The following is a 22,505-nucleotide window of genomic DNA, read 5'->3' as shown; positions in this document are numbered from 1 at the left end:
AGCAGTCAGGCGACGTTGCCGCGCGGGATGTAAGGCGCGTGGCCGCTGTCGTGGTCGGTCGCGTCGCGCACGGCGGTCACGCCCGGCACGCGACCCATCAGGGTCTTCTCGATACCCTGCTTGAGCGTCACGTCGGCCATGCCACAGCCCTGGCAGCCACCACCGAAGCGCAGCAGCACCACGCCGTCGGCCGAAACCTCCTGCACGGCCACCTTGCCGCCATGCGAGGCCAGCTGCGGATTGACTTCGTTCTCCACCACCCAGTGCACGCGCTCGACCAGCGACGCGGCATCGCCGGGGGCCTCGCCCTTGATGCGCGGCGCCTTGATGGTCAGCTGCTGGGTACCGGCGGTGCCGGCGACGATGTCGATCTCGGCGCCATCGAGCCAGCCGACGCTGCTCGCATCGACGTAGAGGGTGAAGCCATCGCAGTCCACCGCCCACTCGTCACCGAGCAGGTCGGTCGGTTCGGCGAACTCCAGCCGGGCATCGGCGCGCGGCGTGCCAGGTTCGACCGCGCTCAGGCGCACGCCCATGCCGGGCACGCCCTCGCGTTCGATCAGCTTGCGGAAATGGGTCTGGGCAGTGTCGGAGATCTGGATCATCAGGCTATTCTAGCCAAGTAAGCGTCAGCCGCTCATTCGGTTTATACACCGTCCGGCGCATTGTTCAGTCAACACGAGGTGGAGATTCCCATGGCCGACCTGATTCCACTGGCCCAGGCCCGTTGCGTGCCGCGCAAAGGCAGCGACCACAAGCTTGGCGAAGCCCGCCTGGCCGAACTGCTGCCGCAGATTCCCGGCTGGGAGCTGAGCGAGGGTGGCCAGGCCCTGCTGCGCACCTTCCGCTTCAAGGATTACTACGCCACCATGGCCTTCGTGAACGCGCTGGCCTGGATCGCACACCGCGAGGACCACCATCCGGACCTTGGCGTGCACTACGACCGCGCGGTCGTGCGCTTTTCCACCCACGACGTGGGTGGCCTGAGCGAGAACGACTTCATCTGCGCGGCAAAGACTTCGGCCCTGACGGAGCAACTGCCATGAACGTACGTTTGCTGAGCCTGTCCCTGATCGCTGCGACCGGCCTGGCCGGCTGTGGCGCGTCCGAACCGCCGGCACCGCCACCGCCGCCGCCGACCGAAGTGGCCGCGGTGAAGACGCCGCCGCCGCAGTACCCGCTTGAGCTGGCCTGCATGGGCGTGGGTGGCACCACCACCTTCAAGGTGACCATCGGCACCGACGGCAAGCCGAGCGAAGTGGCTCTGCTGACCGGCGCCGGCAACCCGCAGCTGGACGAGCTGGCCAAGACCGCCGTGCAGGGCTGGCAGTTCAATGCCGCCACCCGCAACGGCCAACCGGTGCCGGCCACCATCCAGGTGCCGGTCAGCTTCAACCCGCCGCAGCCGAAGCCGGACCAGTGCTTCGCCATCGAAGAACGCCTGCGCCGCGGCGGCTGATCGCGCACACCCCGACGAGGCCAGCCGACGCCCGCCTCGCCCTCGCCGCCCCGGCACTGCCCGGGGCGGTTGTCTGTTGACCAGGACCGCGTCGGTAGATGCTGCAGATTCCCCCCGAAAACATCTGGATCGCGCTGGCGGTCACCCTCGCGGCCGGCCTTGCCACCGCGATCGGCAGCCTGTTGGTACTGTTCTCGCGCCGCCCCAACCCGCGCCTGCTGGCCTTCGGCCTGGCCTTCGCCGGCGGCGCGATGGTCTATGTGTCGCTGTCGGAGATCCTCAACAAGTCCATTGCGTCGTTCGCCCTGGCCTATGGCGAGCGCACCGGCTTCACCTACGGCACCCTGGCCTTCCTGCTGGGCGTGATCGTGATCGTGCTGATCGACCATTTCATTCCCAATCCGCATGACAGCCTGGACAAACAGGACCCGGCGTTCCGCGAGAACAGCCGCGAGTACCTGAAGCGGGTTGCCCTGCTGACCTCGATCGCGATCACCGCGCACAATTTCCCGGAAGGGCTGGCGACCTTCTTCGCGACGCTGGAAAGCCCGTCGGTGGGCATGCCGCTGGCCTTCGCCATCGCCATCCACAACATTCCCGAGGGCATTGCGATTGCGGTGCCGGTGTACTTCGCTACCCAGAACAAGTTCTATGCGTTCAGCGCCAGCCTGCTGTCGGGCCTGGCCGAACCGGTGGGCGCGGCGCTGGGCTACTGGCTGCTGTCCGGGTCGTTGTCGCACGCCACCTTCGGCTGGGTGTTCGGGCTGATCGCCGGCGTGATGGTGTTCCTGGCGCTGGACGAACTGCTGCCGGCGGCCAAGCGCTATGCCAAGGGCCACGAGACGGTGTACGGGCTGGTGGCAGGCATGGGCACGCTGGCGATCAGCCTGGTGCTGTTCAAGTGGTGAGGGAGTTGCGGCCCGCCCTGTAGAGTCGAGCCATGCTCGACTGCTCTTCGGCCGGGGCGCGCGAAAAGCCAGTCGAGCATGGCTCGACTCTACAACGGGAGCGCCGGGCACGGCCCGGCGCCAGCTTCAGCGCAGCCGGTCCAGCGCCTCGACCAGCTCATCGGCCAGCGGCGCGTTCAGCACGTACGGGCTCTTGCCGTCGTCCAGCGCGAACTCCAGCGAGGCCGCGTGCAGGAACAGGCGCTTCAGCCCGATCTGCTCACGAAGCCGCTTGTTGACCGCAGGATCGCCGTACTTGTCGTCACCGGCCACAGGATGCCCCAGATGCTGGGCATGCACGCGGATCTGGTGGGTACGGCCGGTCTCGATGCGGACTTCGCAGTAGGAATGACCACCGCGACGCTCCAGCACACGGAAGTGGCTGATTGATTCCTTGCCGATCGCATTGACCTGCACATGGCGCTCGCCGCCCTGGCGCAGGCCCACGTGCAGCGGCGCATCGACCGTCATCACGCCGTCGGGCATGCGCCCGGCCAGCAGGGTCAGGTAGCGCTTGCGGATGCCGGCGCCGTGATCTTCACGCAGCAGCGCCTGCAGTTCGCTCAGCGCGGAGCGCTTCTTGGCCACGATCAGCAGGCCCGAGGTGTCGCGATCCAACCGGTGGACCAGCTCGAGGGTCTGGCCTGGGCGCAGGGCGCGCAGGGTCTCGATGGCACCGAAACTGATGCCGCTGCCGCCGTGGCTGGCCACGCCGGTCGGCTTGTTCAGGGCCAACAGACGGGCATCCTCGAAGACGATGGCCTGCTCCAGGCGGCGCATGAACGCCTCCGGCGGACCGGCCTTGTCTCCTTCCTCAGCGAGACGAACCGGCGGCACACGCACCTCGTCACCGGCCTCCAGCTTGCGTTCGGCCTTGGCGCGGCCGCCGTTCACCCGCACCTGGCCGCTGCGCACCAGCTTGTAGACCAGGCTGCGCGGGGCACCCTTCAGCTGGCCGAGCAGGAAGTTGTCCAAGCGCTGGCCTGCGCGGTCGGCGGGAACGGTGATCATGCGCACGGAAGGCTTGTCGCCAGCGGGTTTGGTGGGGTCTTGGGCGGTCATCTGGCTGTTTATTCTGTTACACTCGGGGGGCGAGATAAGGGATTGATTTCGTTGGAAGTTACTCAGGGCCAGAAGCCCAGCTTTCGACGAATCCGGCACAGTGCGCGACCACCGCCCGCGGGGCGGCCATGTTAGCGGCTCACCGGCCTTCCCGGCCATCGCCGGATGCCTGACACGCAACCGTGCTGAACATGTCCCGCGTGGCGCTCCAGCCTGGCTGACAGCTGCCTGCGGCCTGTAACACCCCAAAACCCATAAGAGTGAAGCGCTCCCGCGGCCTGCCGTGGTGTCGTAGCGCTGGAAACCCAAGCCGCCCTCCCCGCGCTTGCGCGAATGGGCGGCGAACCGTGTCCAGAGGCGAAACCCCATGGCGTTCCGCGCGGTAGCCGCTTGCGAGGAACGCAACAATGAAGCGAATGCTGATCAACGCCACGCAGGCTGAAGAGCTGCGTGTTGCCATCGTGGATGGCCAGTCGTTGTATGACATCGACATCGAACAGCCGTCGAAGGAACAGAAGAAGTCCAACATCTACAAGGGCCGGATCTTCCGCATCGAGCCCTCGCTGGAAGCCGCCTTCGTCGAGTACGGCGGTGGCCGCCATGGCTTCCTGCCGCTGAAGGAAATCTCCCGCGACTACTTCCAGGCCGGTGTCGACCACAACAAGGCCGGCATCCGCGAGCTGCTGAAGGAAGGCCAGGAGATCGTCGTCCAGGTGGACAAGGAAGAGCGTGGCAACAAGGGCGCCGCCCTGACCACGTTCATCTCGCTGGCCGGCCGCTACATGGTGCTGATGCCGAACTCGCCCAGCGCCGGCGGTGTCTCCCGTCGCATCGAGGGCGAAGACCGGGCCGCGCTGAAGGACGCCCTGGACAAGCTGAACATCCCCGACGACATGGGCGTGATCATCCGTACCGCCGGCGTCGGCCGCGATGCGGAAGAGCTGCAGTGGGATCTGGACTACCTGCTCAACGTCTGGCGCGCCATCGCCGAAGCCGCGCTGAGCAAGCCGGCCCCGTTCCTGATCTACCAGGAATCGCGCCTGATCGTGCGCGCCCTGCGTGACTACCTGCGCGCCGACATCGGCGAGATCCTGGTGGACACCGAGGAGATGTACGAGCACGCCCGCGAGTTCATGCAGCAGGTGATGCCGCAGACCCTGCGCAAGCTCAAGCACTACAAGGACGACATCCCGCTGTTCAACCGCTTCCAGATCGAATCGCAGATCGAAGGCGCCTACGAGCGCAACGTGCGCCTGCCGTCGGGCGGCTCGATCGTGGTCGACCAGACCGAAGCGCTGACCGCGGTCGACGTGAACTCCTCGCGCGCCACCAAGGGCAGCGACATCGAGGACACCGCGTTCCAGACCAACCTGGAGGCGGCCGAGGAAGTGGCCCGCCAGCTGCGCCTGCGTGACCTGGGCGGCCTGGTGGTGATCGACTTCATCGACATGGCCTCCAACAAGCACCAGCGCGAAGTCGAGAACCGCCTCGCCAACGCGCTGAAGTACGACCGTGCCCGCGTGCAGGTCGGCCGCATCTCGCGCTTCGGCCTGCTGGAAATGAGCCGCCAGCGCCTGCGCCCGAGCCTGGGTGAATCCAGCCAGATCGTCTGCCCGCGTTGCGACGGCCACGGCCGCATGCGCAGCGTCGAGTCGCTGTCGCTGTCGATCATCCGCGTCGCCGAAGAGCATGCGATGAAGGAGAACACCGGGCAGGTGCTGGTGCAGGCCCCGGTGGAGATCGCCAACTACCTGTTGAACGAAAAGCGCAGCGCCCTGCGCGAGATCGAGCAGCGCCACGAGGCGCCGATCGTGATCGTCGCCGACGAGCAGCTGCACACCCCGCACTACACCGTCACCCGCCTGCGCGAGAACGAGCTGGGTGAAGAGAGCAACAAGCCCAGCTACCAGCGCGGCACCCCGCGCAAGCTGCCGGTGCACGCGCTGACCAAGGGCCAGCTGAACATCCCGCCGCCGGCGGTGACCCAGGTCAAGCACACCTCCCCCGCCCCGGTGCGCGAGGAAGTGGAACCGGCCGCAGCGGCCCCGGCTCCGGTCGCTGCAGCGCCGGTGGCGCCGGCCCCGGCGGGCGGCGTGATCGGTTGGCTCAAGCGCGTGTTCGGTGGCGAACCTGCCCCCGCGCCGGCGCCGGCAGCCCCTGCTGCACGCCAGCAGCAGGACGGCGGCCGCAAGGACCGCAACAAGGATCGCAACAAGGACCGCAAGGATCGCCGCGACGACAACCGTGGCAATGGTGGCAACGCCAACGCGCAGCAGCAGAAGGACGGCGGCAACCGCAAGGACCGCGGTGAGCAGCGCAGCAAGGACGGCCGCAACGGCAACAACGGCAATGCCCAGCAGCAACCGCAGCAAGGCAAGCAGAAGGAGCCGCAGCAGAAGGATGGCCAGCCGCAGCAGCAGAGCAAGCCGCGCAACGAGCAGCAAGGCCAGAACCAGAACCCGCAGCAGCCGAAGCTGAAGCAGCCGAAGCAGCCGCGCCCGCAGCAGGACGGTGACAAGCCGGCCGAGAAGCCGCAGCGCAACGCCGCCGAAGCACCGGCCGAAGCCGTGACCGCGGCTGCCGCCGTGGCCGCCACGGCGGTCGCCGCCAATGCGGTGACCGCGCAGGAAGCAACCGCGCCGGTTGCTCCGGTGGCCGCCGCTCCGGCAGAAGCCGCAGCACCGGTCGACACGACTGCCAACACCGCCAGCGAAGCCGAGGTGGTTGCGGTTGCCGGTGAAGAGGCTGCAACCGACGCCAATGGCGAGCAGACCGGCGAAGGCGCGACCCGCCGTCGTCGCGGCCGTCGCGGTGGCCGTCGCCGTCGTCGCGGTGGCGCCGAGAATGCCGCTGGCAGCGACGCCCTGGGCGATGACCAGGACGATGGTGACGAAGGCGATGACGCCGATGGCGCCGAGCCGAACGTCGACAACATCGCCGGCACCACGCCGGTCGCTGCTGCGCAGCCGGCCCGTTCGCAGCCGGAGTTCGACTTCGATGATGACGTCGAGCCGACCGCCGACGCCGCGAAGCCGGTCCGTGCCGCCGCTGCCGTTGTCGCCGCGCCGGTCGCAGTGGTGAGCAGCGCCGTGGTCGAAACCGCCGCGCCGGCCGTGGCCGAAACGCAGGCCCCGGTGGAAGCCGCTGCCAAGGCTGAAGCGGTGTCCTCGCCGGTGCAGACCAGCATGCTCGATGCCATCGACGCCGCGACCCCGGTCCAGCCGGTGGCCGTTGCGGCTCCGGTAGCGGACACAAAGCCGGCGGCGGCTGAGGTTGCCCCGGTCGTTGAAGCCGCTCCGGTGGTCGAGGTGAAGCCGGTCGTGGTCGAGGCGGCACCGGTGGTGGAATCGAAGCCGCAGGTTGTTGAAGCAACCCCGGTGGTTGAAACCAAGCCGGTAGCCAGTGAGATTGCCCCGGTGGTGGAGGCCGCCCCGGCCGTTGAAGCCACGCCGGTCGTCGAGACTGCGCCGATCGTCGAACAGCCGGTCGCTCCGGTGGCGGTCGAAGCCGCGCCGATCGAAGCCGCTGCCCCGGTGGCCGAAGCCGTGGTGACGCCGTCGATCGATCCGGTCGCCGATGGCCATGCCGACGCTGCAGCCCAGGCTGCGGAAGCCAAGGCCGATGAAGAAGACGAAGAGACCGCCAAGCGCACGCCGCCGGCGAACTGATCGCACGTTGATTGCGTGAAAACGAAACGGCGGGGATCAATGATCCCCGCCGTTTCTGTTTGTGCCTCGGACGCGTGCAGCGCTCTGGTAGAGGCCAACCTTGGTTGGCGCCGTTGTTGGAGCGAACGCGGACACGCCCGTGCCAACCAAGGTTGGCAGCTACCGGAGCGTGCTCCGTCAGGGTTTCGGTGCGAACTGCAACCGGGTCCACACGCCGTAGTGATCGGAAGCCCAGCGACCGCTGTCGTCGGGCTGGTCAAACAGGAGTTTCGCCTCGCGCGCGACCATCTCGTCCTGCTGGAAGAAGATGTGGTCGATCCGCGAGGGCGCCTGGTAGTAGTGACGATTGAGCGTACTGACCCCGGCCAGGTCGGTATTGACGTGCACGCTGCCGTAGCTGTCGCCGTAGTGGCTGCGCAGCTCGCTCAGGTCACCGGCATCCACCAGCGCATTGAAGTCGCCGGCGATCACCACCGGCGCACCGGCGGACGTTGCAGTGATGAAGCGCAGCAGGTCCTCGACCTGGCTGCGACGGATGCGCTGCCCACTCTCGTCGTTGCGCTCGTTCAGATGCGTGGCGTAGACGTTCACCGGCGTGCCGTCGACGTCGATGCGCAGGTGAGCGACCGTGCGGTAATCATTCAATGGCTGCAGCAGATGATCGCCCTGGGCAAGGATCGGGCGGCGGCTCAGCAGCGCGTTGCCGTAGCGCTTGGGTGCCCCGACCGGATCGGTGGACACGAACACATACCTGTAGCCGAGTTGGCTGGCCAGCCATTGCGCCTGGTTGCGCACGTTGCGGCGCTGGATCACCTCCTGCAGCGCGATGGCATCGGGCTGCAGGCGCTTGAGTTCGGCCAGGATGGTGCGGCGGCGGCTCGGCCAGTCCTCGCGGTCATGATGCAGGTTGAAGGTGACCATGCTCATGCCTGGCGCACTGGCCACCTCAGCCACCTCAGCCGGCGCAGCGGTGGCCGCAGGCGCCACCGCCATCACCCCAACCGGCAATGCCAGGGCAATCGCCAGTCCCAGGGCGCGCACCGTCATGCGCGCCCTCGCCCCCTGTTGCTTCATCGTTACTGCCCCTTGCGTTCCGCGCGGCGCACCGCGCTCGGCACTTCGATCTCGACCCGCGCCGGCAGCTGGTGCACGTGCAGTTCCTTGTTGATCCACTCGGCGGCTTCGCCATTGACCGTCGCCTCGCCCGGATCACCCGCGTACGGCCATGGCAGCACCACGCCACCGACCGGCGGCACCAGGCCCGGCTGCACCTCCAGCACCAGCTGCTTGTCGCTGCGCTGCAGCCGGTAGTTCAGCTGGCCCTGCGGCGTACGCAGGCCCTGCACGGCGATGCCCTCACCCTGCAGCCATGACGACGGCACACCGGCGGCCAGCACCAGCGCATCGTCCATGTCGCGGTTGTAGGCAAACATGTCCAGCGCCGAGCGCACGAAGTCCGAAGCCACCCAAGCGTGTGGCAGGTCGCCAACAAAGAACGGCTTCCGCGGCGTACGCGAAACCACCTCGGCCCACTGGTTCCAGGCCTGCGGTACGCGGTCCTTGAAGAAGAACTCGGTCGCCTGCCAGGCGCGGTCGCGCCAGCCCAGGCGTACGAACGCAGCCACGTTGCGCCATTCGTAGGGCGTGTAGTCCTTCCACTCGCGCTTGCCATCGCGACGCGCCACGAATTCCTTCCAGTAGCGCTCGAAGGTTGCGTCCAACGCCTGCTGCGGCAGGCGATCCTGCTCGCCCCCCGGGGCCAGCGCAATGGTGGTCGAAGTCGCATCGAAGTCGCCCAGCTCGGCCGAGCCCGGCAGGTAGTCGATGTTGTGCTGCTGCATCGCCGACAGCAGCGAGGCCTGCAGGTCATCACGGAACTGGTCACGCGATTCGGCGATCTGCATCGCCTCGACCTTGCCCAGCTGGGTCGCCAGCAGCGCTGCATCCTTATAGCCACGCAGCGCCCAGAAGTTGTCCCAGTACGAGTGCATCGGCTTGGCCGAATAGCCTTCGTGGCTGATCGAGGCCGGCATCATGCCGTAGAAGGCCGGGTTGCGCGCGCGGTTCTCCTCGGTGCGTTCGCTGGCACGCAACTGCTCCATGTAGCTGTAGGCACCCTGCACGTGCGGCCACATCAGCTCGGTGAAGGTGCTGTCGCCGGTATAGCGCCCATACTCGGCGATGCTGTAGATCAGCTCGCCATGGCTGTCGTTCTCCGGCACCGGGTCGCTGCCGCGCGCATCGACGCAGCACGGCACCTTGCCGTTCTCGAACTGGTAGGGGGCATACCAGTTGATGTAGTCACGCACGGCGTCGCTGCGGCCCATGCGCAGCAGGCCTTCTGAAATCATCGCGCCGTCGCGGATCCAGCTGCGTGCGTACGAACGCGTGCCCGGCTGCAGGCGCGGACCGACCCGCGAGATCAGCATGTGCGCGACTGCCGTGCGCAGGGTGTCGACCAGCGGCTGGCCTGCAGCGGGCACCTGCAGCGAGACCACGCCCAGCTTCTGCCGCCACTGCCCGGCCACCTGCGCCTGCGCCTTGGCCACGTCCAGCGCCTTCGGCGCCCAGCCACCGGTCTGCGGCAGCACCACCGCCACCTCGCGGCTCTGCCCGGGCTCGAGCTTGATCGTATAGATCAACGCGCCCGACGCCATGCCGGTGCTGTCCTTCACTGCAGTGGTGGCCGGATACTTTCCGTCCGCCAGATGCATCGCATCGAGCTTGCCATCGAACGTGCTGGCAAAGCGCGCGTCCGGCACCTGCAGCGGGTAGATGCGCGGCTCGCCGTTGACCCGCACCAGCTGATCGCCCACATCCAGTGCATCGATGCGGCTGAAGCCACCGACGGTGTTGAGGAACTGGGTCGGGGGATTGACCTGCCACGGACGGATCGCCAGCGCCAGGATGTATTCGTGTGCGACCTTGTCCGGATTGCTCAGCCGGTAGCGGCCGATCAGCTGCGCGCGCTCCGGCGTGCCCTGCACGAAGCAGGTCACCGCCAGGCCGACCTTCTCATGCACCCAGTCAACGTTGGCGATCGGCAGGTAGTGATCCTGCAGCGACTGGGTGATGGCCACCTTCGACCAGTCCAGCAGCTTGCCGTCGAGGCGGATGAACGGCTCGATGCTGAAGCTGCCCTTGGCCGGCTCCAGCGCGCCATCCTCGCTGATCAGCGCCTGTTCCTGGCCGCCATCGAGGCCGAGCAGGGTCCAGTACGGCTGTTCGCCCACATAGGCACGCGGCAACGACCCGCGCGGCAGATCGGCCGCCACCGAGGACAGGAATGCGTTCGGCGTGGCCGCGAAGGCCAGCGGCTTGAGCGCGATGTCACGGATGCCGTAGCGCCAGTTCGGGCCATCCTGCAGATCGAAGCGCACGTAGCGTGCATCGGTATCCGGCAGTGCCAGCCAGTCACGGCCACCGGCACCACTGGTGACTTCGCGCACGGTACGCCAGTCACGGCCATCCTCCGAAGTCCGCACGGTGTAGCGGCGCGCCTCCAGGTTCGGCAGCCAATCGATCACCGCACCGCCGATCTCGCGGCTCTTGTGCAGGTCCAGGCTGATGGTCTGCTGCTTGACGCCACCGCTGATCCAGAACGTATCGCTCTTGCCGTCGATCATGCGGTCCTGCAGCGCGGTGGCGGTATCGGCGATCACCGACGGCACCAACGCCGAGTCATCCTGGGCTGGCAGGCCCTGCAGGGTCAGCTTGTCGAAGCACACGGTGCCGCGGCCGCCGACCTTGCTGTAGATCGTGAACTCGACCGCGGCGCTGCGTGCCATCTCCTTTTCGGGCGAAGGCCCCCACGCCTTGTCGATCTGGCGGCGGCGGTACTCGACCGGCGTCCACGCCCTGGGGAAGCTGTAGCCGGGCCGGTTGACCCACCAGACGTTGTCGCCGCTGGCATCGATCAGCTTGAACTGCAGGTCGTTGCCCGGTGAATCACCGCGCATCTGGAAACCGAAGCGGTAATTGACCGGGTATTCGATGTTGAGCGCGCGGCGGATGCCGACGTAGCCGGAGACATCGTGGAAATCGTAGTCCAGGCACAGTGCACGACCGCCGCCGGCGCCACTGACCGGTCGCAGCGATCCGCTGACCTGGTCGGACAGCACCAGCTTCCAGGCGCCGATGTCGTCGAAATCGTCCAGCACCTTCGGTGCCGGCAGCGCCGGAGGTGCGGCGATCGCCAGGGAGGTCCACAACAGGCCCAGTCCAACGGCGATCGCTCGCTTCATCCTTTGACGCTCCCCAACAACAGACCTTGGATGTAGTACCGCTGCAGCACCAGGAACAGTGCCAGCACCGGAACCACGGTGACCACCGCGCCGGCCATCATCATTTCCACGTCCATGATGTGCTCGCGCGAGAGGGTGGCCAGCGCCACCGGCAAAGTGTAGTGCTCCTGGTCGGTCAACACGATCAACGGCCACATGAAATCGTTCCATGCACCCATGAAGGTGAAGATCGCCAGGGTCACCAGCACCGGCTTGAGCATCGGCAGCACGATCTGGAAGAAGATCCGCAGCTCCCCTGCCCCGTCGATCCGCGCCGCCTCCAGCAGTTCGTCCGGGATCGACCGCGCATACTGGCGCACCAGGAAGATGCCGAACACGCTGGCCAGCGCCGGCACGATCACGCCGCCGAAGCTGTTGACCAGGCCCAGCTGCTTCATCAGCAGGAACAGCGGCAGCATCGCCACCTGCGCCGGAATCACCAGCGCCGCCATCAGCACCTGGAACAGGCGCTCGCGGCCGACGAAGTTGAGCTTGGCGAAGGCGTAGCCGGCCATCGTGTTGAGCAGCAGCGAACCCAGGGTGATGCCAACCGACACCAGCAGGCTGTTGGCGAAGTTGCCGCCCATGCCGGTGCGCGCGAACAGCTCATGGTAGTTACGCGTGGTGATGCTGGACGGCAGCAGCGGTGGTGGGAAGTGGGTCGCCTCGCCCTGCGGCATGAACGAGACCGAGAGCATCCACAGCAGCGGTGCCAGGCTTAGCAGGGCCAATACCAGCAACGCACCATTGATCATCCACGGGTACCAGCGCGACTGGCCGATTTCACGACTCATACCAACTGCCTCTTGCGGCCGAAACGCAGCATCACGGTGGTCACCGCCAGGATGATCAGGAACAGCAGGAACGCCACTGCGGAGGCGCGTCCCAGGTTCCACCACTTGAAGCCTTCCTCGAACATGAAATACAGCACGCTGACGGTGCTCTGCAGTGGGTCGCCGCGGGTCATCACGTACGGCTCGGCGAACAGCTGGAAGTAGCCGGACACGGTGATCACGCCGACCACCAGCAGCACCGGGCCGAGCATCGGCAGGGTGATGTGCAGGAACTGCTTCCAGCGCGAGGCACCGTCGATGCGTGCGGCCTCGTACAGGTCATGCGGGATCGCCTGCAGGCCCGCCAGGAAGATCACCATGTTGTAGCCGAAGTTCTTCCAGACCGCGAACAGCATGATGGTCGGCATCGCCCAGTTGGGATCACCCAGCCAGTCGATCGGGCTGATACCCAGGTGGCCCAGGCCGTAGTTCACCAGGCCGTAGCTGGTATGGAACAGATAGCGCCAGATCACCGCCACCGCCACCAGCGTGGTCACCACCGGCGCGAACAGCGCGGTGCGGAACAGCGCCTTGAAGCGCGCGGCCGGCGCATTCAGCAGCATCGCCGCGCCCAGCGATACGCCGATCGACAAGGGCACGCCGATCAGCACGAAGTAGGTGGTGTTCCACAGCGACTTCCAGAACATTGGCGTCTGCAGCAGATCGATGTAGTTGCCGAGGCCGACGAAGCGCAGGTTGCTGCTGTCAGCCAGGGCATACAGGTCGAAGTCGGTCACGCTCAGCGCCAGCGCCGAAGCCACCGGCAGGCCGAAGAAAACACCCAGCACGATCAGCGAGGGACCGGCAAAAATCCAGCCGGCAAGTGAAGTACGTTTCATTGCGCGCTCCCGGCGGCCACGGCACTGCTCGATCGCGGCGACGGCACGCGCTGCTGCAGGCGTTGTTGTTCATGCATCCAGCGGCGCTTGGCCAGCACCTTGTCCACGCGCTGGTCCAGCTCTTCCACGGCCTTGTCCTGCGCCAGGCCACCGCGCACCACCTTCTCGGTGACGATGCGCATTTCCTGCACGATGCGCTCCCATTCCAGCACCTTCGGCGTCGGCCTGACCCGCTCCAGCTGGTCACGGAACGCGGCCGCCAGCGGATCGTTGGCCAGCGATGGCGCATTCCAGGCGCTGCGGCGCGGCGGCAGGTCACCGATGATCGAATGGAAGCGCGCCTGGATTTCCGGTCGCGACAGGAACTCGATCAGCTTCCAGGACGCTTCCTTCTGCTGTGACTTGCGGAAGATCACCAGGCTGGTACCACCGGCGATACCGGCACCCGGGCCATCCGGCCCCGGCAGCGGCGCGGTGCCCCATTGCCCTTCCAGTTCCTTGGGCTGCAGTTTCTTGAACTCGCGGATGTTCCACGGGCCGGAAATGTAGAACACGTTGAAGCCGCGGAAGAACTCATCCCAGACATTGGAGATCTGCGTCTCGGACATTTTCGGCGCCCAGCCCTGCTCGAACATGTTGGCGTAGAAGGCCAGCGTGCGGCGGAACCCCAGGCTGGCGAAATTGCCGCGGGTATCGTCGTCGCGCAGCAACGGATCGGGCTGCTGCAGCGCCAACGACAGCTGTTGCTCGAACTCGTTGATCGGCATCAGCACCGCATAGCGGTTCGGGCCCTGCATGCGCTTGATCGCCGCCATCTGTTCGTCCCACTCCTGCCAGGTCCGCGGCGGGTCGTCATAGCCGGCCTTGGCCAGCAGGTCCTTGCGGTAGTAGATCAGGCGGGTATCGACATACCACGGCACGCCCACCAGCTCGCCATGGATCACGTTGGTGTCCCAGATGCCCTGGAAATAGTCCTTCGGGTCGACCACGGACGAACGCTGCACGAACGGCTGCAGCGGCGTCAGCGCGTCGAGCTCAGCGAACTCCGGCACCCAGGTGTTACCCAGCTGGCATACGTCCGGCAGGCCATCGGCGGCGAACGCGGTCAGCAGTTTCTCGTGCGCAGCCGTCCACGGGATGTTCTGCACATCCACCTTGATGCCCGGGTTCTCCGCCTCGAACTCATGGATCAGCTCACTGACCACCTCGGCTTCTCGCCCCATCGCCCAGAAGCGCACGGTGGTGGTGCCCGGCTCGGTACGGGCGCAGCCGGCCACGGCCAGCGCGGCCAGGGCAGGCAGCGCCCAGCGGCGCAGGCGGTCGATCCAGTTCGGCATCGGGTTACTTGCCCTGGCCTGTGGTGCGATTGGCATTGTTCTTCTGTTCCTGCGCGGCAGCCGCGCGTGATTCGGCGATACCCACCGCGCGTGCCGCCGCGGCCTTTTCGTCTTTCTGCAGTTCCAGCGGCTGGAACGAACCTTCCGGCGCCAGCCAGCCACCGCTGAACCCGGCCCGTTCCAGGCCCTTGCGGATGTACGGGTTCTTCTTCATCACTTCCCAGACGAAGTCATCGCGGTAGTTGGCGATCATGGTCAGGATCGGACCCTGGTCGATGGCGATGTAGTCGCTGGCGACCCAGCCGCGATCGGGCACCAGGCGGCCGGTCTTGATCGGGATGTCGTAGTTGAAACTGGGGTTGAACGAATCCAGGAAGCCGTAACTGGAATAGATGTAATCGCCGAAGCGCTTGTGCATCTCCAGCGTGGCCGGGATCACCTGCTCGGGGGCGAACACCACCGAGGCGATCGCAGCGGTGGGGGCGATGGTGCCGTCATCGAAGTTCTCACGGAGGCCGGCGCCGCGCGAAGAGTAGTGGCGGAACTGGCGCTGCTCGCCACGGTAGTCCTGCGTGGTGTTCTGCGGCCCGTCGCTGGCGGTCAGGCCCCACACGTTCTCGCCATACTCCTTCCACTGCATCGGGTTGGCGATGGCGTACTCGCGTTGCGCCAGCGCAGCCGAGCGGCTGTTGAGGAAGTAGGTGCTGCCGCGCTCGCGCATGTACGCGTCCTGGATGTCGCGGAAGTCGATCCAGACGTGGCTGTACTGGTGGCCGAACAGCGGGCCGAAAGACAGGTATTCCTGGCCCTGGTAGACACCCCAGTCGTTGTCGTAGGTGCGCGTCCACACCGTCCATGCGTCCGGGCTGACCGGGTGCGTCGGTGAACCCAGGGCAAGGATGTAGACCATCATCGCCTCGTTGTAACCCATCCAGTCGTGGTCGATGAAGCCGCTCTCCGGGAACCAGCCCATCGAGATCAGCGGCGCACGCTGCTGCAGCCACGGCCAGTCGACCTTCTTGTAAAGCGTATCGGCGATCTGGCGGATTTCCTTCTCGCGCGGATCGTCACCGTCGTAGTACGACTGTGCGAACAGCACCCCCATCATCAGCAGCGCGGTATCCACCGAGGACAACTCGACCCAGCTGTCGTAGCGACGGCCTTCCTGCATGTCCAGGAAGTGGTAGTAGAAGCCCTTGTAACCGGCCTTGCCGGTACGTTGCGGGCCCATCGGCACGTCGCGGAAGAACTTCAGCGTGGTCAGCGTGCGATCGATCGCCTGGTTGCGGCTGACCCAGCCGTTCTCGATGCCGATCGGATAGGCGGTCAGCGCGAAGCCGACCGAGGCGATGCTGGCGAACGGCCGCGAGGGATAGCGGTCCGGGGTCAGCCCATTGATCTCGTTGGTGGTATCCCAGAAGAACTGGAAAGTACGTCGCTCGATGTCATCGAACAGCGGCGGCAGCTCCGGCTTCATCGGCCGTGGTGGCGCATCGGCTTCGATCAGGATCACCGGCGGCCGCGGCTTGGCAGGCTCCTGCTGGGCCGGCTGGCAGGCAGCAACGGCCAGGCTCAACGCCGCGGCGGACAACAGATGGCGTGCCTGCATGGCGCGATTCCTCCGGTGGTCTGATCGATGGGAAAGCATAACGTCCAATGATCTGAAATCGTTTACAAGCTGCGCTCTTAAAAAACCACGAAAAACGTGGTTTGACACCGCGATCATTGCCCACGCCGCTGCCCCCTGCCCGGCAGCGGCGTGGGCAATGGACCGGCACGGGGCCGGCCATTGCCATGTATCCATTCAGCCGATGCCGCCGGCGGAGCGGCGGCATCGGGGTGTTGCTTCAGGCGGGCCCGCTTAGAAGCGGAAGCCCACTTCGGCCTTGATCTGGCGCGGAGTACCGATGATGTCGCCGGTCTCGTTGTAGCTGACCAGCAGCTTGCCGTCACTCTTCACGTAGTTCAGCTTGGAGAAGTTGTCGAAGTTGAGCACGTTGATGATGTCGATGCGTGCATACAGCTCGGTATCGCCCGCCAGCTTGAAGGTCTTGGTCGCCTGCAGATCCAGCGAGCGGTAGCCGAAGATCTTGCCGCCGAGCAGGAAGTGGCCATTGCCCGACGGCGTGCCAGCAGCCGGGGTCGGCATGCAGTTCGAATTGCCGGCCTGGGCGATGCAGGCCCAGTCGTTGCCCGGGGTCGGCGTGGCCAGGGTCAGCTTTCCACCAAAGGTGATGCCCCAGAAGCCATCATACGAGCCGGTCACCACCAGACGGTGGCGCGGCGCGCCATTGGACTTGATCGTCGGGTATTCACCGATGGTGCCGCGATCGAACGAGTAGTGCTCGTTGATGTTGCGGTTGTGGCGGGCGTTCGTCCAGGTGTAGGCGATCGAGGTACCCCAGCCGCTTTCCTTGCTGTACGGCTTCTGCGCCGACAGCAGGATCTGGGTGGAGCGGGTCTTGATGCCCTGCTGGCCGATGACGAGGCTGCCAAAGCCCGGGATGTTGCAGCCCCACGGCTGACCGTAGGTCGGCTCTTCAGCGCCGCACAGCATCTGGTTGTCGAAGAAATTGCCGTTGTGGAAGCGGTTGCCCAGCGTGTAAGCGAAGCCGTCGTAGGTCAGCGTGCGCGAAATCGTGGCATCGGTCAGCCACTCGCCGATCTGGTTGCTCATGCCGAGGCTGAACTGATCCGCGTACGGCACCTTCATGTTGTTGTTCAGCAGATCGACCTCCATGCCTTCATTGCTGGTGGAGCCCAGCAGCGCCTGCACGTTTTCGATGCCGTTCAGCAGATTCGGGTTCCAGTCAAAGCATGGCGGCTGACCATACATGCAGCTGCCTGTGGCCGGGTTGCGGAAATTCACGGTCGGCTGCGGGAGCGCCAGCTTGGTGGTCTCCAGGGCCAGATTGTCGAACAGGTCACGGTCGTAGGAACGGCCGGCGCCACCGTGGATCACGTGCTGCTCGTCGGCGTTGACGTCATACGAGAAGCCCAGGCGCGGCTGCCAGGCGTTCTTGAAGTTCTTGCGGTTGTGGCCGGTGCTGATGTAATCGTTGACGTCCAGGCCGCTGAGCGCCAGCGTCTGCGCATAGGTCTGGGACACCCCCGGCGGTGCGTGCGGATCCTGCGAGTTCAGCGCCTTGACCACTTCCGGCGGCGTGACGAAGTCCGTGTAGACCGGGTTCTTTTCGTAGTCCCAGCGCAGGCCGATGTTCAGCTGCAGGTGGTCGTTGACCTGCCAGTCGTCCTGGATGAACAGACCGATCTGCTTGACCTTGGCGCGCACTTCCGACGCGACACCGGTGACACCGGTGCTGGTCTTGGTGAACTGCGCCTTGTACGGGATATCCGAAGGGAACGCCGGGTTGTCGATGGTGTAGAAGAACTGCGGATTGATCTGCGCCGCGTCGGAGGCGTACAGGTCGATCTGCTTGTACTTGGCACCCATCTTGACGGTGTGGTCGCCCGCCCACTGCAGGCCATCCAGGGTCAGGTTGTCCTCGATCGCCCAACCCTTCTGGCCTTTCACCTGGGAAGACAGCGCATCTGCTGCACCGATCTGTACCAGAGTCTTTTCCACCGGGCGGTTCCGGTTCTTGTCACCAAAGTCCGGCGCGGTGTAGACGATACCGTTGCCGTAGGTCAGCGGCAGCGGATTGTTGAACGCCTCTTCATGGGTGACCATCAGCTCGTTGTAGAACCGCTCGCCGCTGTGGTTCCAGCGCAGCGCATAGCGACGGTCGGTGTTGTCCACCACCTTGCCGTGCACCTTCGCGGTCTGGTCGCTGAACTGCTGCTGGTTCTCGTCGCGGTCCTGGAAGGTCAGTTCGATGCGATCGTTGTCGGTCGGCTCGAAGTCGATCTTGGCGAAGATCAGGTCCTGCTGGAACGGCTGGCTGGCCGGGCCGAGGCCCGCAGCGCCATCGGCGGGCAGATGAGCGGCCGCCGAGCTCACCGCACCATCCGGCGCGATGGTCACCGGCAGGTCGAAGCGCTTGGCTTCATAGGTAACGAAGAAGTGGGCCTTGTCCTTGATGATCGGACCACCCAGCGCGAAGCCGTACTCCTTCTCGGCCGAGTCTTCCTTGCTCTTGCCCGGCTGGCGTTCGGCCGGGGTCATCGCACGCATGTTGTCGTTGGTGTAACGGTAGAAGGTTTCGCCCTTGAACTCGTTGGTACCCGACTTGGTCGCGGCGGTGATGGCGGCGCTGGAGACCTGGCCGTACTCCGCCTTGTAATTGCCAGTGATGACCTTGTATTCACCGATGGCCAGCTGCGGGAACGGGTTGCCGGCGCTACCGGACTGGCCGGAGATGCCGCCCCCCTTCACGTAGCTCTTCTGGCCGACGCCATCGATGTAGACGTTGGTGCCGTCAGAGTTGGTGGCACCGCCGCGCAGCGAGGTGTTGCCCTTGGCATCGCGGGTGAAGATCATGCCCGGCACCGCGTCGGCGAACTCCAGGAAGTTGCGCGAGACCTGCGGGGTGGTCTGGATCTGCTGCAGGCTGACGGTCTTGCCGACTTCGGAGGTGCGCACTTCCTGCAACAGGGTCGGCGCGACAACGTTGACGGTGTCCAGGTTGGTGGCTGCGGTCGTACCCGGGGTGCTGCTGGCCGCGCCGGCAAAGTTCAGGGTAGCGGTCGAGGCCACGGTGACGGTGACCTTCTGCGACTGACCGTTGGCGACCACGTCATAGGTGCCCGGGTCCAGGCCCATCAGCGAGTAGCTGCCATCGGCACGGACGGTGCCGCGACGGACGGTGCCGGTGGCTACGTTGGTGGCGGTGACTTCGGCGCCGGCCTGGGCGCCGGCAACCTGGCCGCGCAGGCTGGCATTGGCCGACTGCGCCATGACGTTCGGAGCAGCGGCCAGCATCAGGCAGCTGACCAGTGCAGTGCTCAGCAGCCGGCGTGCCGGCGTGCGGAAGGTGGTGTGCATCATCAACTCAATCTCCGGGTGGCGGTGACCGCTCGCGCGGTCCCTGCGATCAATCAAAAAAGAAGGAACGCCTCTGGCTTCAACGGCCCGATGGCGGAGTGGTGGAATCGCGAACTATCAAGCGGGGAACCAGGGTCTGCTTGTCCCCTGTCCCATCCGTGGAGGTGCCGTCCATCAACTGCAGCAGGCGCGTCATGGCCCGATCGCCGAGCTCGGCGATGCTGACCTGCATGGTGGTCAGCGACGGGTGGACGAAACGCGCCAGTGGAATGTCATCGAAACCCGCCAGTGCGACGTCGGACGGCACATGGACACCTGCCTGCGTGAACGCATACAGGCAGCCCAGGGCCATCATGTCGTTGGCGGCGAACACGGCATCGGGCAGCGCTCCGGCTGCCAGCAACTCCTGACCGGCGCGATGGCCGGAAGCTTCGTCGAAATCACCGGGCAGCTCGATGCCTTCGGCGTCACTGCCGAAAGCCGCCAGCGCGTCACGGAAGCCACGCAGGCGCTCGCGCGCGTCGAAGTTGAGGTCCGGGCCAGAAATGAAGGCAATGCGGCGGTGGCCGGCATCCAGCAAGTGGCGGGTCATCGCCATCGCGCCGGCGTGATCGTCGATGCTCAGCACCGGGTGGTCCTGCCCGGGCAGATAAGTGTTGATCAACACCGTCGGCAGCGACTGCGGCAGGTTGTCGGTCAGGAAGCCCGGGCTTTCGGCATAGGGCGAAAGCACCAGCAGGCCGTCGACGCGGCCGCGCATGGCACGCAGGGCCGCGCCCTGCTGTTCCTGGTCGCCGTGATAGCTGGACACCAGCAGGTGCTGGCGGCGGCTACGGGCGACGTTGTCGATGCCACGCATCAGCTCGGAGAAGAATTCGCCGTACAGGTCGGGCAGGACCACGCCCACCGTGTTGGTGCGGCGGCTGCTTAGGCTGCGGGCGGCGGCGTGCGGGGTGTAACGCAGCCGTGCGGCCACCTCCAGCACAAGCTGGCGGACCGGTTCGGCGACATTTTCATGCCCGTTGAGCGCGCGGGAAACCGTGGCCACGGAGACCCGGGCTTCGCGAGCGACGTCTTTGATTGTGATAGCTGCCTTGTTCACGAAGCCGCCCTCCACGGCTTGGACCTACCAGCATTGGCGCGGAATGTAAGCGTTTCCATCTGGGCTTGTAAACAGTCCGTTAGGCGAATGTCCCGAAATGGACATGGAAATCTGTCCATGGCGAGGCCCCGCAGGGACCTGCCAGGACAGCGTGGGACAAGGGCTCAGCCTTGTTCTGACGGGGTCTGGGCGTGGATGGACAACGCGTGGATATCGGTCTCCATCATCGACCCCAGCGCGGCGTAGACCGCGCGGTGCCGGGCCAGCGGGCCCAGTCCGGCGAAGCGTTCACTGACCACATGGACGTTGAAGTGGCCGCGACCATCGCGCGCGCCGGCATGACCGGCGTGGCGATGGCTGTCGTCCTCGATCTCGAGCACGCTCGGGGCCAGCGCCTGCTGCAGCGCGTCACGGATGCGCTCGATCCGCCCCGCGTTCACGGCAGGACCTTGCGGAACGGGCGTACCTGTACGCGGGTGTAGACGCCAGCAGCCACGTATGGGTCGGCATCGGCCCAGGCCTGGGCCTGCAGCAGCGACTCGAACTGCGCGATCACCACCGAACCACTGAAACCGGCCGGGCCCGGGTCTTCACTGTCCACCGCCGGGCAGGGCCCGGCCAGCAGCAGGCGCCCTTCGTCGCGCAGCGCGTGCAGTCGCGCCAGGTGTTCCGGCCGCGCCTGCAGCCGCTGCGCCAGCACATCCTGGCCGTCATACCCTTCGATCACATACCACACCGGCATTTCCTCGCTTGCGTTGTCGGGTGCGCAGATTCTAGCCAAAGCGGCCCCCGCCCCGGCCCAGCTGGACACTGGCGCGACAAAGGCTTACCCTAAGCTCCATTGCACGTGGCTGGATGCAGCAGCCCGTCGGTTTTTGCGGCCAACGCAGCCCCCGACGACCGTCCCGCTGCTTCAAACCGGACCACCCGGCCGGGCCACGTAGACGACCTCCCCGTAGTTTTGTCGCTGCCGTTCCCTGCGGCGCGTCCTGCTGTTTGATATGTGTGGAATCGCGCCGATCCCGGCGTGTCTGGTGCCCTGGGGCTCCGTGGCGCAGGCCCGGCGAACCCGGTGCCGCGACTGGTCCGTTGCAATCCTGATGTCCATTAGATGACTTCCGAACTCGCGCTCGACGCGAACCCGCCAACCCGGCCGCCCGCCCCCCAGCAGCAGGAAATGCCGCTGGCCGTGGTGCATGGGCAACCGGTCCTGCAGATTCCGCAGGACCTGTACATTCCGCCGGATGCGCTGGAAGTCATCCTGGATGCCTTCGAAGGCCCGCTGGACCTGCTGCTGTACCTGATCCGCCGCCAGAATCTGGACGTACTGGACATTCCCGTCGCCGAGATCACCCGGCAGTACGTGGAATACATCACCGTGATGCGCGAGCTGCGCTTCGAGCTGGCCGCCGAGTACCTGGTGATGGCTGCGATCCTGGCCGAGGTGAAGTCACGCATGCTGCTGCCGCGCCCGGTCAGCGAGGAAGGCGACGAAGCCGACCCGCGCGCCGAGCTGGTGCGCCGGCTGCAGGAGTACGAACGCTTCAAGCAGGCCGCCGAGGATATCGACGCCCTGCCCCGCCAGGACCGCGATACCAGCCTGGCCCATGCCTTCATGCCCGAACGCGCCGCGGTGAAGCTGCCGCCGCCGGTGGACCTGAAGGAAATGCTGCTGGCCCTGCACGACGTGCTCAAGCGCGCCGAGCTGTTCAGCGGCCATGCCATCAAGCGCGAAGCACTGAGCGTGCGGCAACGCATGGGCGAAGTGCTGGGACGCCTGGAGGACGGCAAGTTCTATCGTTTTGAAGGGCTGTTCACCGCCGAAGAAGGCAAGCTGGGCGTGCTGGTCACGTTCCTGGCGGTGCTGGAACTGGCCAAGGAACAGCTGCTGGACATCGTCCAGGAAGAACCGCTGGCGCCGATCTACGTGAAGTCACTGGCCGCCGGCAACACCAATGCCCCGCTGCAGTTCAGCAGCGAGTTCGACGACAACGACGCCGCCAACGAGAACGAGTGAGCGCTGACTGCCG

Annotated in this window: 17 protein-coding genes; 5 read left to right on the top strand and 12 right to left on the bottom strand. The window is 66.0% G+C overall.

Annotated features, from left to right (window positions below; translation table 11 throughout):
• Positions 1–5 precede the first annotated feature (5 nt).
• Positions 6–605 carry an NfuA family Fe-S biogenesis protein gene (locus VPH47_RS06910; RefSeq protein ID WP_153855957.1) on the bottom strand — a complete coding sequence of 200 codons (600 nt, stop codon included), beginning with the start codon at positions 603–605 and terminating at the stop codon, positions 6–8.
• A gap of 90 nt (positions 606–695) precedes the next feature.
• Here VPH47_RS06910 and VPH47_RS06905 point away from each other — a divergent pair, with 90 nt between their 5' ends.
• The 3 genes from VPH47_RS06905 (at position 696) to zupT (ending at position 2,367) form a co-directional block, all read left to right on the top strand.
• On the top strand, positions 696–1,046 hold the full coding sequence (locus VPH47_RS06905; RefSeq protein WP_100440645.1) for a 4a-hydroxytetrahydrobiopterin dehydratase: 351 nt from the start codon (positions 696–698) through the stop codon (positions 1,044–1,046).
• Complete coding sequence (locus VPH47_RS06900) at positions 1,043–1,459, top strand: energy transducer TonB (protein ID WP_368850379.1); 417 nt, start codon at positions 1,043–1,045, stop codon at positions 1,457–1,459. Before VPH47_RS06905 ends, VPH47_RS06900 begins: the two co-directional genes overlap by 4 nt.
• Before the next feature lie 98 nt (positions 1,460–1,557).
• Positions 1,558–2,367, top strand: coding sequence for a zinc transporter ZupT (gene zupT / locus VPH47_RS06895; protein ID WP_014037815.1), 810 nt, complete (start codon positions 1,558–1,560; stop codon positions 2,365–2,367).
• A 126-nt stretch (positions 2,368–2,493) separates the two neighbouring features.
• Here zupT and VPH47_RS06890 read toward each other — a convergent pair whose 3' ends face one another.
• On the bottom strand, positions 2,494–3,468 hold the full coding sequence (locus VPH47_RS06890; protein ID WP_110712877.1) for an RluA family pseudouridine synthase: 975 nt from the start codon (positions 3,466–3,468) through the stop codon (positions 2,494–2,496).
• Between the two features lie 407 nt (positions 3,469–3,875).
• On the opposite strand from VPH47_RS06890, the gene VPH47_RS06885 reads away from it, so the two are divergent.
• Entirely contained in the window at positions 3,876–7,136 is a 3,261-nt protein-coding gene (locus tag VPH47_RS06885; RefSeq protein ID WP_368850378.1) for a ribonuclease E/G, read from the top strand.
• Positions 7,137–7,313: 177 nt separating this feature from the next.
• Here VPH47_RS06885 and VPH47_RS06880 read toward each other — a convergent pair whose 3' ends face one another.
• From VPH47_RS06880 to VPH47_RS06835, 10 genes are all read right to left on the bottom strand, one after another.
• Positions 7,314–8,210, bottom strand: coding sequence for an endonuclease/exonuclease/phosphatase family protein (locus VPH47_RS06880; RefSeq protein ID WP_180866313.1), 897 nt, complete (start codon positions 8,208–8,210; stop codon positions 7,314–7,316).
• A 2-nt stretch (positions 8,211–8,212) separates the two neighbouring features.
• Positions 8,213–11,380 (bottom strand): discoidin domain-containing protein, encoded by a 3,168-nt coding sequence (locus VPH47_RS06875; RefSeq protein ID WP_368850377.1) that lies wholly within the window; start codon positions 11,378–11,380, stop codon positions 8,213–8,215.
• On the bottom strand, positions 11,377–12,213 hold the full coding sequence (locus VPH47_RS06870) for a carbohydrate ABC transporter permease (RefSeq protein WP_110712881.1): 837 nt from the start codon (positions 12,211–12,213) through the stop codon (positions 11,377–11,379). The genes VPH47_RS06875 and VPH47_RS06870 overlap by 4 nt, the downstream gene beginning before the upstream one ends.
• Positions 12,210–13,091, bottom strand: a complete 882-nt coding sequence (locus VPH47_RS06865) for a carbohydrate ABC transporter permease (RefSeq protein WP_005410323.1) — start codon at positions 13,089–13,091, stop codon at positions 12,210–12,212. Before VPH47_RS06865 ends, VPH47_RS06870 begins: the two co-directional genes overlap by 4 nt.
• A complete protein-coding gene (locus tag VPH47_RS06860; RefSeq protein ID WP_368850376.1) occupies positions 13,088–14,428 on the bottom strand; it encodes a sugar ABC transporter substrate-binding protein in 1,341 nt (446 codons plus the stop codon). The genes VPH47_RS06865 and VPH47_RS06860 overlap by 4 nt, the downstream gene beginning before the upstream one ends.
• Positions 14,429–14,432: 4 nt before the next feature.
• Positions 14,433–16,037: a glucoamylase family protein gene (locus VPH47_RS06855; protein ID WP_049442664.1), complete on the bottom strand. Its 1,605-nt coding sequence runs from the start codon at positions 16,035–16,037 to the stop codon at positions 14,433–14,435.
• A 252-nt stretch (positions 16,038–16,289) separates the two neighbouring features.
• The gene (locus VPH47_RS06850; protein ID WP_110712883.1) at positions 16,290–19,376 is read right to left on the bottom strand and encodes a TonB-dependent receptor; all 3,087 of its coding nucleotides are present in this window, start codon (positions 19,374–19,376) and stop codon (positions 16,290–16,292) included.
• A 76-nt stretch (positions 19,377–19,452) separates the two neighbouring features.
• Positions 19,453–20,490 carry a LacI family DNA-binding transcriptional regulator gene (locus VPH47_RS06845; RefSeq protein ID WP_110712884.1) on the bottom strand — a complete coding sequence of 346 codons (1,038 nt, stop codon included), beginning with the start codon at positions 20,488–20,490 and terminating at the stop codon, positions 19,453–19,455.
• 149 nt (positions 20,491–20,639) lie between these two features.
• Positions 20,640–20,915: a BolA family transcriptional regulator gene (locus VPH47_RS06840; protein ID WP_164161930.1), complete on the bottom strand. Its 276-nt coding sequence runs from the start codon at positions 20,913–20,915 to the stop codon at positions 20,640–20,642.
• Positions 20,912–21,211, bottom strand: coding sequence for a YciI family protein (locus VPH47_RS06835; protein ID WP_032129789.1), 300 nt, complete (start codon positions 21,209–21,211; stop codon positions 20,912–20,914). Before VPH47_RS06835 ends, VPH47_RS06840 begins: the two co-directional genes overlap by 4 nt.
• A gap of 375 nt (positions 21,212–21,586) precedes the next feature.
• On the opposite strand from VPH47_RS06835, the gene VPH47_RS06830 reads away from it, so the two are divergent.
• Entirely contained in the window at positions 21,587–22,492 is a 906-nt protein-coding gene (locus VPH47_RS06830; protein WP_106550038.1) for a ScpA family protein, read from the top strand.
• Positions 22,493–22,505: the final 13 nt, after the last annotated feature.

The sequence above is a fragment of the Stenotrophomonas sp. WED208 genome (assembly GCF_040984485.1).
In the GTDB taxonomy this organism is placed as follows: Bacteria; Pseudomonadota; Gammaproteobacteria; order Xanthomonadales; family Xanthomonadaceae; genus Stenotrophomonas; species Stenotrophomonas riyadhensis.
This window is presented reverse-complemented; position numbering and strand designations above follow the sequence as displayed.